We start from the raw sequence: 11,978 nt of genomic DNA, 5'->3' as shown, positions 1-11,978 counted from the left end.
CGCGCCTTCAGGCCGCCGGCAGCGGCCGCAGGCACAGCCAGATCGCCGCCCAGTGCGCCAGCGCACCGCCCAGCACATGGGCGTGCCACAGCGCGCGGTTGTAGACCATCGACTTGCGCACGTAGAAGCCCACGCCGATGGTGTAGATCAGACCACCGGCGGCGATCAGCCACAGCACCGCCGTCGGCAGCCCGGCCACCATCGGCTTGATCGCGGCCATGCCGACCCAGCCCAGCAGCAGATAGATCGCCACCCAGAAGCCCTTGCCCAGTCCCGGCAGGCACAGCTTGGCGAACACGCCGAACAGCGCCACGCCCCAGACCACGCCGATCATCGACCAGCGCCAGGCGCCGGACAGCGCCAGCACCAGCAGCGGCGTGTAGGAGCCGGCGATCATCACGAAGATGCCGGCGTGATCGAGCTTGCGCAGCACCGGCTGCCGCGCGGGCGCGGCGAAGTTGTACGCCGCCGAGCAGGCGAACATCACCAGCAGCCCCAGCGCGTAGACGCAGGTGGCCAGCAGCAACGCCTCGTTGGCCGCCGCGCGCCAGAGCATGGCCGCGCCGCCGCCGATGGCCAGCGCCAGCCCGGCGACGTGGACGATCAGGTCGGCGCGACGCGCGCCAGCGGTCTGGTAATGCGGTACGGAAGACGAGGACGCGGACACGGGCGGATCGATGCAACGTGGGGATCGACAGGATACGCGCATGCGGATGAGGCAAGCCGCGGGGCGGCGTTTTGCGCGTTGTAGGCCTTGCCGCAGAAGCCCCATCGCCGCCATGGCGGCTCCCACGGAGGGATCCGCACCCTCTCTTTCGTGCAGCGAAGGGGAGTTCGAGGTCGCGGCTAGCGACTGAGGGAAGGGGTCTGTCTCAGCTTGCGGCGCACTGTTTGGGGCGCGCGCGCTTTCTTAAGAAGTTCCGAAGCCGTCATTCCCGCGAACGCGGGAATCCAGTGCCTTTGATGCACCGTGCGAAAGTCCCTGGGTTCCCGCTTTCGCGGGAACGACGGTAGTGGGGCTATCGGCGAGGCCAGGTCGCTCTATTTCGCTGCGAAGCCCCATCGCCGCCATTGGCCGAAAAGGCCACAAGGGCGGCTCCCACCTGTAGAGCGGAGCTCGCTCCGCTGGGGCCGTCCCCACGCACCGAACGAAGCGCAGCGAAGTCCCCAAGAGGGGATCGCCACAAGCTCCGCTCTACGAGAAGGCCGCGGCTTGAACTGAGAGACGGTTGCTCCCACATCAAGCGCAAGACCTCCCTGCCCTCAAGCCGCCATCCCGCTATGCCGCAGCAGCGCGTCGATGCGCGGTTCGCGGCCGCGGAAGGCGGTGAAGTTCTCCAGCGCGCTGCGGCTGCCGCCGCGCGAGAGGATCTCGGCGCGGAAGCGCGCGCCGGTGGCGGCCAGCTGATCGGGCGCTTCCTCGAAGGCCGCATAGGCATCGGCGCTGAGCACCTCGGCCCACTTGTAGCTGTAGTAGCCCGCGCCATAGCCACCGGCGAAGATATGGCTGAAGGCGTGCGGGAAGCGGCCCCACTTCGGCGCGCGGTTGACCGCCACCTCGTCGCGGATGCGCTCGAGCAGGTCCATCACCCCTTCCGTGGAAGGATCGAAGGCGCTGTGCAGCTCCATGTCGAACAGCGCGAACTCAAGCTGGCGCACGGTCTGCATGCCGCTCTGGAAGTTGCGCGCGGCCACCATCTTGTCGAACAGCGCGCGCGGCAGCGGCTCACCCGTCTCCGCGTGACGGGTCATGCCCTGCACGCGCGACCACTCCCAGCAGAAGTTCTCCATGAACTGGCTGGGCAGCTCCACCGCATCCCACTCCACGCCGTTGATGCCCGCCACCGACAGCTCGCCCACTTCGGTCAGCAGCTGGTGCAGGCCATGGCCCATCTCGTGGAACAGGGTGATCACGTCGCTGTGGGTGAAGGTGGCAGGCCCGCCCTCCACGCCCTTGCCGAAGTTGCACACCAGGTAGACGAGGGGCGTCTGCTCGCCGTCGGCGCGATGGCGGCGGTTGCGGCAGTCGTCCATCCACGCACCGCCGCGCTTGCCCTCGCGCGCATACAGGTCCAGGTAGAACTGCCCCACCAGCGCGCCATCGGCGTCCTGCAGGCGGTAGAAGCGCACGTCCGGATGCCACACCGGCGCGGTGTCGGGCAGCACGTCCACGCCGTACAGCGCCTTGATCACGCCGAACAGCCCCTCCAGCACCGCGTCCTCAGTGAAGTACTGCTTCACGTCCTGCGCCGAGAAGCTGTAGCGCGCCTGCTTGAGCTTCTCGCTGACGTAGGCCAGGTCCCAGGGCTCGACCGTCTCCAGGCCCAGCTCGTCGCGGGCGAAGGCCTCCAGTTCGGCGCGGTCCTGCTTGGCATACGGCAGCGCACGCGCGCCCAAGTCGCGCAGGAAGGCCAGCACTTCGGCCGGGCTGCCCGCCATCTTGGTCGCCAGCGAGTACTCGGCATAGGAGGCGAAGCCCAGCAGCCGCGCCAGCTCGGCGCGCAGGGCCAGGATGCGGTCGATCAGCGGCGAGTTGTCCAGCTTCTCCTCGCCGGCCTCCGAGGCGCGTACCGCGTAGGCGCGGTAGAGCGTCTCGCGCAGCGCACGGTCGTCGGCATAGGTCTGCACCGGCAGATAGCATGGCATCTGCAGGGTGAACTTCCAGCCCGGTTCGTCGTCGGCCTTGGCCGCGGCGCGGCAGGCGGCGATCACATCGGCCGGCAGCCCGGACAGGTGCTGCTTGTCCTTGATCCAGAATTCCCACTCGTCGGTGGCATCGAGCACGTTCTCGGAGAACCTGGCCGACAGGCTGGCCAGCTCCTCGCGCACCGCGGCGAAGCGCGCCTTGGCCTCGTCCGGCAGCTCGGCGCCGCCCAGGCGGAAGTCGCGCAGCGCGTTGTTCAGGGTCCGGGCGCGCGCCGCGTCCAGCGTGGTGAGGTCGGTGGCCTCGGCCAGCGCGCGGTACTGCGAGAACAGCGCCAGGTTCTGCCCCAGCGCGCTGCCGAAGCGCGTGATCCTGGGCAGGTTGTCGTTGTAGGCCTTGCGCAGCGCCGGCGAGTTCAGCACGCCCTGCAGGTGGTTGACCAGGCCCAGGCGCGCCACAGCCGCTCGGTCGCATCGTCCAGCGGCACCACGAAGCCGTCCCAGGTCACCGGGCTGACCGTCTCGGCCTGCTTCACCGCGGCCTCGGCCTGGGCCAGCAGCGTGTCGATGGCCGGGCCGACGTGCTCGGGTTTGATGGCGTCGAACCTGGGCAGGCCGGAGAAATCGAGCAGCGGATTCATGATGGAACACTCCGAAAACGTGGGGCAGGCGGTCGATCTTGGGGCGCGCCTGCCGTCGGGCAAGCGCGAGAACGCGATGATACGGCGCGACCGCGACCTTCGCCGCCTTCGCGGCCGCCGCTGGGCTGGGATTAAGATGACGACCTGACACACCGTGCCAAGCGCCGCGCCCGTCCATGACCCTGACGCCCGACAAGTCCAGTTCCCGCCGGCGCGTCCCGATGTACGAGGAGGTCGCCGACACGCTGCGGCAGAAGATCTACGACTACGCATTGCCGCCTGGCGACTGGATCGACGAGCCCGCCCTGGCCCAGGAGCTGGGCATCAGCCGCACCCCGCTGCGCGAGAGCCTCAAGCTGCTGGCCGCCGAAGGCCTGGTGCAGATCGAACCCGGCCGCGGCGCGCGCGTGACCCGGCTGACGCTGGAAGACCTCAACGAGCTGTTCCCGATCATGGCGATGCTGGAGGGCCGCTGCGCCTACGAGGCGGTGCGCAAGATCGACGCCGACGGCCTGGCGCGGCTGGAATCGCTGCACGCGGCGATGGAGGCGGCCGCCGAGCGCGGCGACATGGCCGAGTTCTACCGCAACAACTACCTCATCCACGAAGCCGTGCAGGAACACGCCGGCAACCCGTGGCTGATCCGCGTCACCCATGACCTGCACCGCATCCTCAAGATGCATCGCGGCCGCCAGCTGCTCACGCCGGGGCGCATGGCGATGTCGCTGAGCGAACACCGCGAGCTGATGGCCTGCTTCCGCAACGGCGATGCCGCCGAGGCCGAACGCACCATGCACCGCCACCTGCTCAGTCAGGGCGAGGCCCTGGCCAAGTACGTCGCCTCGGGCGGCAAGCTCAACGTGCCGGCGCCACTGCCGCGCGGACGCAAGAGCGGCGAGTGAGTGGAGCGGAGTGAGACGTGAGCGCGGAGCGATCGGCACTCCGCCTTCTTTTGGTCCGAGCAACGCGCTCTCCCGATCGCATCGCGTCCCCCTTGTAGAGCGGAGCTTGCTCCGCTGCCCTTCGTTCAATTCACGCGAAAGGCCCCAGCGGAGCTTGCTCCGCTGCCCTTCGTTCGGTTCGCGGGGAAGGCCCCAGCGGAGCAAGCTCCGCTCTACCGGGTGGCGCCATTACAGCCAGCCCGGCACCACGAACACCAGCCACGCGGCCAGCGGTCCCAGCGCGACCACCAGGCCGCTGTAGACGCGGAAGCGGCGGAACAGCTTCTCGCGTTCGTCCGGCGCGGCCGAGGCCACCACCAGCGCGCCATTGGTCGAGAACGGACTGACGTCGACGATGGTCGAGGACACGGCCAGCGCGCAGATCACGCCGGCCGGGGCCAGATGCCCCTGCAGCAGGAACGGCACCGCCAGCGGAATGGTCGCGCCCAGCACCGCCGCCGAGGAGGCGAATGCCGACACGATGCCGCCGACGTAGCACACCAGCAGCGCGCCCAGCAGCGGAATGCCGATATGCGACACGCCGTTGCCGATGAAGTCGACCGCGCCCGCCTTCTGCAGCACCTCGATGTAGGTGACCACGCCGGCGATCAGCAGCACGGTGGACCAGCTGATGCTCTCCACCGCGCCCTTCTGCGCGTTGGGCGAGAGCAGCGCCAGCAGCACCGCCACGGTCATCGACACCAGGCCGACGTTGAGGCTGTAGATCAGCGAGGCCACGCCCAGGCCCACCAGGCCGATCAGGGTGAACACATGGTCGCGCTTGATCGACACGGCCTCCAGCGCGACCGGATTGATCGACAAGGTGCCGCCGCCCGGGGTGACCAGCGCGCCATGGCCCTCGATGGCGAAGCTGCGCGGCGAGGCCTCGTTGAGCGGCACGGCCTCGGACTCGGCCCGCGAAGGCTCGTGGCGCTTGAGCAGCGCCAGCCCGCCGAACGCGAAGAAGCAGATGATCGCCATGGCCAGGTTGAAGCCCAGGCTGGTCAGGAACACCGACATCTCGCTGACCGGCAGGCCGGCCTTCTCCACCACCTTGTTGGTGATGCCGCCATAGACGCTGATCGGCGAGAAGCCGCCGGCCTGCGCGCCGTGGATGACCAGCAGCCCCATCAGCAGCGGATTGATCCGGTACTGCTTGGCGAAGCGCAGCGCGACCGGGCCGATGATCGCCACCGCCGCCGGCCCCAGCGCGCCGAAGGCGGTCAGCAGCGCGGTGACCAGGAACATCACCCACGGGATCGCCACCAGCTTGCCGCGCACCGCCTTGACCGCCCAGTGGATCAGCAGGTCGATGGTGCCGTTCTTCTGCGCGATGGCGAACAGGTAGGTGATCCCGACCAGGGTCAGGAACAGGTCGCCGGGGAAACCGCCCAGCACCGCCTTGGCGTCCATGCCCAGCCAGATCCCCCCGACGATGAAGGCCAGGGCGAAGGCCACCGCGCCCATGTTGATGGGCAGCGCCGTGGCCACGACGAACATGATCACCAAGCCGATGATCGTGATGATTTGCGGACTCATGCGCCCTCCCTAAGACACGTGATATCGCGACTGCGTCGAGTGGCGGCCCGCCACCCAAGGGTCCTGCTTCAGTGCATCGCCTGGCGCTCCAGGGCGCTGACGACCCAGTCCACGACGCCCTCCAGCGTCTGGAATTCCTCCACCGCGCGCGCCTCGCAGTCCGGATGCGCCTGGCGCGCCATCCGCGCCAGGGCGCTGCCCGGACCGATCTCCAGCAGCACGCGCGCGCCGCGCTCGATCGCCTGCGCCATCACCCCGTGCCACTCCACCGGCTGGGCGAGCTGGCGCGACAGGCTGCGGACGACGTCCTCGCGCGAGGCGATGCGATGGCCATCGATGCCGGCCAGCACATCCAGAGCGGGCGCCCGCACGGCGGCGTCCTGCAGCGTCCTTGCGAACGCATCGGCCGCCTGCGCCAGCCACGGCGTGTGCGCGGGCACGTGTACCGGCAAGCGCAGCGTGCGCGCGCCGAGGGCTTCGGCCTCGCGCTGGACGGCCTGCAGGCCGGCCGCACGACCGCCCAGCACGAAGTGGTCCTCACCGTTGACGATCGCCACGGCGACCGCGCAGGCCTCGCACAGGCGCTCGATGCGCCGGCGCGACAGGCCGATCACCGCCAGCAGTCCGCCGTCGGCGGGACTGGCCGCGTCCATGCAGGCCGCACGCGCCCGCGACAGGCTCAGGCAAACCTGCGGCGTCACGCTGCCGGCCACGCCATGGGCGGCCAGCTCGCCCACGCTGTAGCCGAGCACCAGACCCGGCGACGGCAGGCGCGCGCGCAGCGCCGCCCAGGTCGCCAGCGTGGCCGCGCACACCAGCGGCTGGGCGATCGCGTTGTCGAAGCGCGCCTGCCCGGCGGCCAGCGCCTCGGGCGCTTCCTGCAGGACGTCGGCTGCGTAGCGGAGGATGGGTTCGGCGGCCGCATCGCCCTGCACCCGCGCGAACATCGCCGGATGCTGGCCGCCCTGCCCCGGACACAGCAGCGCCAGGCTCATGCGCGCGCCTGCCGGTCGAGGAATAGGGTGCAGGCGAGCAGATCGGCGCTGCCGCCGGGGCTCAGGCGGCGCGCGACGAAGGCCTCGCCCACCGTCTCCAGCTGCGCTTCCCAGTCGGGCTGCCACACGCTGCCCCGGGCGAGGAAGGCACGCGCCTGACATTGCGCGAAGCGCAGCCCTTCGGCGCCGCCGCGGTGGAGCAGGTTGAGGTCGTCGACCCGCGCCACCAGCGTCATCAGCACGTGCGCATGCGCGGCCGTGGGCGCGTGCCCGGCCTGCTGCGCGTCCCGCAGCGCCGGCAGCGCGACCTCGCGCAGCAGCGGGAAGCCCTCCGCGGCCTGTTCGCGCACCCCCGCGACGCGGTGCGCGCGCCGCATGCGCTGGCCGGGGCTGTCGGGGTCGAGCGGTGCGGTCTCGAGTGCGGCACGCCAGTCGCTGACCGCGTGGCAGACTGCCTCGGCGGCAACGGGTCCGCGCTCGATGCGGCGCAGCCGCGCCGCCGCGGCGGTCAGCAGGCCGAGGCTGAAGATCGCACCGCGATGGGTATTGATGCCGTCGGTGGCGCGCAGCATCGCGTCCTCGGCCTGCAGGCCAAGGCGGCGCAGCGCATCGAATGGCGCCTGCGCCAGGCCGGCCTGCGCGATCGCTTCGAAGTAGCCGCGCAGCGCGGCCAGGCTGCGCCAGAAGGTGCGCGCATCCATGTCGGCGTGGCTGCCGGGATCGCTTGGGGTCACCAGGCCGGGCTTGGGCGCCAGCGCCAGTTCGGCATGCAGGCTGGCGATGGCGAGTCGGCCCAGGCGCGCCGCCTCGGCGCGGTCCTGCGGCCGTGGCACGCAGGCAGGCCGCGGCTCGTGCGCGCTCAAGCGGCCACCTGCTGTGCCGCGAACAGGTCCGCGCGTGCGACCAGGCGCGCGTCATCCTCGGTCTTGACCAGCAGCCGCGGCGCGCCGCCTGCGTATTCGCGCCAGCTCACCGCGCGCCCGTCGGGCAGACGCAGCTCGCCATCGGCACGACGGCGATGGCGCCGCTCCCAGTCGTCCAGCATGCCGACGATGGCATCGACCTGCGCGGCGGAATCGATCTCCCAGAGCAGGTCCAGATCCGACGTTCTCGTGCACGTACGCCAGGCCGGTCAGCGTCTGCCAGCAGAAGGCACCGAACACGCGCGGCACCAGGTCGAGCGCATGCGCCCGATGCGCCAGCGCCACTAGCGCCGGTCGCCATGCCGCCGGCGCGCCTGCGATGCTTTGCTCCAATGCCGGCGGCGGTGCGATGCGCCGGATGTCCGCGGCCGCGGCGCGCACGGCCAGCCGCTGCTTGCCTTCGGCCGGCGGCAGCGGCACGCCCAGGTGCAGCGGGTCGGCCGGCGTCGCCGCCGGGCGTCGCGCCACGATGGCCGGATGGCCTTGTTCGAACCAGGCACGCACGCGCGCGGCCTGCCCCGGCGCGACCGCGTGCGCGGCCTGCGGCGGCAGCCAGACCAGCGTGTGGCGGCGCAGCGGCTCAGGCATCGCCGGCGGCCACCATCGCCGACACGTCCGCCGCCAGCGTGCGCCCGCCCCGGCGCGCGCCCAGCGCGCGCCGGGTGTCGCCCTCGCGCGGCGCCTGGAGCGCATCGACCAGGGCCTGGGCCAGATCGCCGCGCCAGATCGCGCGCACGGCGCCCATCGCCACGTAGTTCTCCACGCCCGGCGCGAACACCGGCGAGCTGCGCGACAGCGCCTGCAGCTTCTCCAACGGCTGCTTGGTCACGCGCGCCATCGCGCGCAGGTCCATCACCCGCACCTGCGCCTCGGGCAGGGCGTAGACCGCATCGGCCATCATGCCGAAGGACAGGAAGCCGCCGCTCACCGACTCGCCATAGACCAGCGACACCAGCGCCGCGCCGCGGCGGCGCGCCAGGTCCAACGCTTTGGCCAGGTGGGCGAAGTAGCCGTTGATGCCCAGTAGCTCATCGCGGCGCGAGAGCCGTTGGCCGGCGGTGTCGACCAGCATCACGATCGGCCGTTCCGGGTGCGCCTTGGTGCTGGCGATGACGGTAGCGGCCAGGGCCAGGGCATGGTCGACGCCGACCTCGAGCCGGTTGGCGGTGCCGATGACGGTGACCTCGCCGAGCGCGGTGCTCGCCGTGCCGGTGAGCACGTCGTCGCGCTGGTCGATGCGGTGTCCCAGCGGGAACAGCCGGTCCAGCAGTTCGCTCAGTACCATGGCATCCTCCGGCCGCGCGTGGCCTCCAGGAAGGCGGCGGTGTCCAGCAGCGGCAAGGCCTGCGGCTGCGCGACGCCCAGCGCCTCCCAGACCTGCAGCCCGTCGCGGCAATCGCCGAACGCCTCGATGCGCTGCGCCAGACGCGCGTGCTCGCCCTCCAGGGCCTGCAGCAGCTGCGCGTCATCGTCGGCCGGGCGCAGCCGATCCAGTACCTCGAGCGCGGCCTGCGCGAACGCGTCGATGCGGTCGGCGACCAGCTGCGCCGCCTCGCCCAGCAGCACGCGATGCTTGCCGCCGGTGACCCGCCACACCAGGGCGCGGTCGCGCGCATCGAATTCCTCGACGCCGCGCACCGTCTCGATCACCTCCGGACCCGACAGCGACAGCCGCCCCTCCTCGGACATCAGCACGGCGCTGCAGCAGCGCGCGACGATGCCCATGCCGCCGAAGGCGCCGTTGCCGCTGCCGATCAGCGCCAGCACCGGCACGCCGGCCGCGCGCGTGGCCAACGTGGCGCGCATGATTTCCGAGATCGCGATCAGCCCGGCGTTGGCCTCGTGCAGGCGCACGCCGCCGGTGTCGAGCAGCAGCAGCACCGCCGCGGGCCCGACCCGCTGCGCGCGCTCCAGCAGCCCGACCAGCTTGGCGCCGTGCACCTCGCCGACGCCGCCGCCCATGAACTGGCCCTGCTGCGCGGCGATCAGCACCCGGCTTCCCCGCAGCGTCCCCTCGCCCACGACGATGCCGTCGTCGAACTCGCCCGGCTGATCCAGCTGCGCCAGGTGCGGGCTGGTGATGCGCCGGCGCGGGCCGAGGAACTCGACGAAACTGCCCGGGTCGAGCAAGCCGGCGATGCGCTCGCGCGCGTCGGCCTCGTAGAAGCTGCGCGCGGTGCTCATGCGGCCGGCTCCTGCAGCGTTTCCACCGCCTGGTCGAGGCGCAGGCTGACCACCGCCGGCGTCGCGCCGACGTCGTTGATCCAGATGCGCACATCCTTGAACGGATGCCGCGCGGCGAAGTCGTCCAGCACGGCCTGCCAGATCTCGCCGAAACCGCGCGCGGCGGTGACGATCTCGATCTCCATCGCGCCCTCCAGCGCGGCCGGCTCGATCATGACTTCCAGGTTGCCCGAGGCGACCACGCCGACCAGCACGTGGTCGCGTGTGCCGGTGGGCGCGATGCGTCCGTCGTAGCGGTAGCGCAGGGTTTCCATGGCGTGCCCCTTACCAGTTGCGGAAGCGCTTGGGCGGGTCGTACAGGCCGCCGGACCAGCGCACCAGGTCCTTGACCGTGCGCGCGGCCAGCAGGTCGCGCGTGGCATCGCGCGAGCGGATGCCCAGGTCGTCGGGACGTCTGATCACGCCGCGGTCGCGCAGGTTCTCGACCATGCGCCGGTCGCGGCCCAGGCCGACCGCGGTGTAGCCGGCCACGCCGCGGATCGCCTGTTCGCGCTCCTCCGGCGTGCGGCACAGCAGCAGGTTGGCGATGCCTTCCTCGGTCAGCACGTGGCTGACGTCGTCGCCGTAGATCATCACCGGCGGCAGGTCCAGCCCCGCGCGCTCGGCCAGCTCCCAGGCATCGAGTCTGTCGACGAACGCCGGGGCCATGTGCTCGCGGAAGGTCTCCACCATCTGCACCACCAGCTTGCGCCCGCGCGGCATCTCGCCGGGCCTGGCCGCTTCGCGCCCGGCCTTGAGCCAGGCCGGGCTGGCGTGGCGCCGGCCGCGCGCGTCCGAGCCCATGTTGGGCGCGCCGCCGAACCCGGCGATGCGGTCGCGCGTGGCGGTCGAGCTGTTGCCGGCCAGGTCGATCTGCAGGGTCGAGCCGATGAACATGTCGCAGGCATACAGCCCGGCGGTCTGCGAGAACGCGCGATTGGAGCGCATCGAGCCGTCCGCGCCGACGAAGAACACGTCCGGGCGCGCGGCGATGTAGTCCTCCATGCCCAGCTCCGAGCCGAAGGAGTGGACCGACTTGACGAAGCCCGACTCGATCGCCGGGATCAGCGCCGGATGCGGGTTGAGCGCCCAGTGCTGGCAGATCCTGCCCTTCAGCCCCAGCGATTCGGCATAGGTCGGCAGCAGCAGTTCGATCGCCGCGGTGTCGAAGCCGATGCCGTGGTTGAGGCGGTTGACGCCGTACTCGGCGTAGATGCCCTTGATGGCCATCATCGCCATGAGTACCTGCACCTCGCTGATCTGGGCCGGGTCGCGGGTGAACAGCGGCTCGATGTAATTCGGCCTGGGCGCGTGGGTGACGAAGTTCACCCAGTCGGCCGGGATATCCACGCGCGGCAGCGTGTCCAGGATCTGGTTGACCTGGGCGATGACGATGCCGCCACCGAAGGCGGTGGCCTCCACGATCGCGGGAGTGTCCTCGGTGTTCGGGCCGGTGTAGAGATTGCCGTGGCGATCGGCCGCATGCGCGGCGATCAGCGCCACGCGCGGGGTCAGGTCGATGAAGTAGCGGCCGAACAGTTCCAGGTAGGTGTGGATGGCGCCGAGTTCCAGCCGGCCCTCGCCCAGCAGCCGCGCCAGGCGCACCGACTGCGGACCGGAGAAGGAGAAGTCCAGCTTCCTGGCGATGCCCTTCTCGAACACGTCCAGGTGCGAGGGCAGCGACAGCACCGACTGCACCATGTGCAGGTCGTGCACGCGCGCCGGATCGACCCGGGTCAGGCACTCGGCCAGGAAGTCGGCCTGCTTCTGGTTGTTGCCTTCCAGGCAGACCCGGTCGCCGGGCCGCAGCACGGCCTCCAGCAGAGGCACCACGTCCTGGCTGCGCACCAGGCGGCCCCTGGCCAGCTTGGCCGCGGCCTGCAGGCGCAGGCTCCGGTCGGTGCTCAAGGTGTTCCAGTCCGCCATCGCGTCACCAGGAATTACTCTGTAATTACAGAGTAATCATTCTGCACCCGGCCTGCATGCGGCGGCGCAGCAGCTGGCCGAAATTCCAGCCAGCGCTGCCGAAACCCCTTTTATCGCAAGGACTTGCCTGAGCCCTGGCCGACTGTC

9 protein-coding genes and 2 pseudogenes are annotated in these 11,978 nt (G+C 70.9%); 1 reads left to right on the top strand and 10 read right to left on the bottom strand.

The window, feature by feature from the left end; genetic code table 11:
- Window positions 1-7 precede the first annotated feature (7 nt).
- The gene (locus ACFJIT_RS00625) at window positions 8-709 is read right to left on the bottom strand and encodes a hemolysin III family protein (RefSeq protein WP_379654677.1); all 702 of its coding nucleotides are present in this window, start codon (window positions 707-709) and stop codon (window positions 8-10) included.
- Window positions 710-1,263: 554 nt separating this feature from the next.
- Window positions 1,264-3,287, bottom strand: a pseudogene (locus ACFJIT_RS00620) (M3 family metallopeptidase).
- Window positions 3,288-3,460: 173 nt separating this feature from the next.
- Between ACFJIT_RS00620 and ACFJIT_RS00615 the strand changes: the two are divergent.
- The gene (locus ACFJIT_RS00615; protein WP_379654676.1) at window positions 3,461-4,186 is read left to right on the top strand and encodes a GntR family transcriptional regulator; all 726 of its coding nucleotides are present in this window, start codon (window positions 3,461-3,463) and stop codon (window positions 4,184-4,186) included.
- A 228-nt stretch (window positions 4,187-4,414) separates the two neighbouring features.
- Here ACFJIT_RS00615 and ACFJIT_RS00610 read toward each other — a convergent pair whose 3' ends face one another.
- The 8 genes and pseudogenes from ACFJIT_RS00610 to mdcA form a co-directional block, all read right to left on the bottom strand.
- On the bottom strand, window positions 4,415-5,764 hold the full coding sequence (locus ACFJIT_RS00610) for an SLC13 family permease (protein ID WP_379654675.1): 1,350 nt from the start codon (window positions 5,762-5,764) through the stop codon (window positions 4,415-4,417).
- A 68-nt stretch (window positions 5,765-5,832) separates the two neighbouring features.
- Window positions 5,833-6,759: a malonate decarboxylase subunit epsilon gene (mdcH, locus tag ACFJIT_RS00605; RefSeq protein ID WP_379654674.1), complete on the bottom strand. Its 927-nt coding sequence runs from the start codon at window positions 6,757-6,759 to the stop codon at window positions 5,833-5,835.
- Window positions 6,756-7,622 (bottom strand): triphosphoribosyl-dephospho-CoA synthase MdcB, encoded by an 867-nt coding sequence (gene mdcB / locus ACFJIT_RS00600; RefSeq protein WP_379654673.1) that lies wholly within the window; start codon window positions 7,620-7,622, stop codon window positions 6,756-6,758. Before mdcB ends, mdcH begins: the two co-directional genes overlap by 4 nt.
- Window positions 7,619-8,270 (bottom strand): annotated as a pseudogene (gene mdcG, locus ACFJIT_RS00595) (malonate decarboxylase holo-[acyl-carrier-protein] synthase). Before mdcG ends, mdcB begins: the two are co-directional and overlap by 4 nt.
- A complete protein-coding gene (gene mdcE, locus ACFJIT_RS00590; protein WP_379654672.1) occupies window positions 8,263-8,967 on the bottom strand; it encodes a biotin-independent malonate decarboxylase subunit gamma in 705 nt (234 codons plus the stop codon). The pseudogene mdcG and the gene mdcE overlap by 8 nt, the downstream one beginning before the upstream one ends.
- Window positions 8,958-9,866: a biotin-independent malonate decarboxylase subunit beta gene (locus ACFJIT_RS00585; protein ID WP_379654671.1), complete on the bottom strand. Its 909-nt coding sequence runs from the start codon at window positions 9,864-9,866 to the stop codon at window positions 8,958-8,960. The genes mdcE and ACFJIT_RS00585 overlap by 10 nt, the downstream gene beginning before the upstream one ends.
- Window positions 9,863-10,180, bottom strand: a complete 318-nt coding sequence (gene mdcC / locus ACFJIT_RS00580; protein WP_379654670.1) for a malonate decarboxylase acyl carrier protein — start codon at window positions 10,178-10,180, stop codon at window positions 9,863-9,865. Before mdcC ends, ACFJIT_RS00585 begins: the two co-directional genes overlap by 4 nt.
- Window positions 10,181-10,190: 10 nt before the next feature.
- Window positions 10,191-11,831, bottom strand: coding sequence for a malonate decarboxylase subunit alpha (mdcA, locus tag ACFJIT_RS00575; protein WP_379654669.1), 1,641 nt, complete (start codon window positions 11,829-11,831; stop codon window positions 10,191-10,193).
- Between the last annotated feature and the right edge of the window lie 147 nt (window positions 11,832-11,978).

It is taken from the genome of Pseudoxanthomonas sp. UC19_8 (genome assembly GCF_042700505.1).
GTDB lineage: Bacteria > Pseudomonadota > Gammaproteobacteria > Xanthomonadales > Xanthomonadaceae > Pseudoxanthomonas_A > Pseudoxanthomonas_A winnipegensis.
The sequence above is the reverse complement of the archived record's forward strand: the minus strand, read 5'-3'. Positions and strand labels throughout refer to the sequence as shown.

Coding starts and splice junctions, on each gene's coding strand:
- ACFJIT_RS00625 (WP_379654677.1), bottom strand. CDS start 709: ATGCGCGTATCCTGTCGATCCCCACGTTGCATCGATCCGCCCGTGTCC.
- ACFJIT_RS00615 (WP_379654676.1), top strand. CDS start 3,461: ATGACCCTGACGCCCGACAAGTCCAGTTCCCGCCGGCGCGTCCCGATG.
- ACFJIT_RS00610 (WP_379654675.1), bottom strand. CDS start 5,764: ATGAGTCCGCAAATCATCACGATCATCGGCTTGGTGATCATGTTCGTC.
- mdcH (WP_379654674.1), bottom strand. CDS start 6,759: ATGAGCCTGGCGCTGCTGTGTCCGGGGCAGGGCGGCCAGCATCCGGCG.
- mdcE (WP_379654672.1), bottom strand. CDS start 8,967: ATGGTACTGAGCGAACTGCTGGACCGGCTGTTCCCGCTGGGACACCGC.
- ACFJIT_RS00585 (WP_379654671.1), bottom strand. CDS start 9,866: ATGAGCACCGCGCGCAGCTTCTACGAGGCCGACGCGCGCGAGCGCATC.
- mdcC (WP_379654670.1), bottom strand. CDS start 10,180: ATGGAAACCCTGCGCTACCGCTACGACGGACGCATCGCGCCCACCGGC.
- mdcA (WP_379654669.1), bottom strand. CDS start 11,831: ATGGCGGACTGGAACACCTTGAGCACCGACCGGAGCCTGCGCCTGCAG.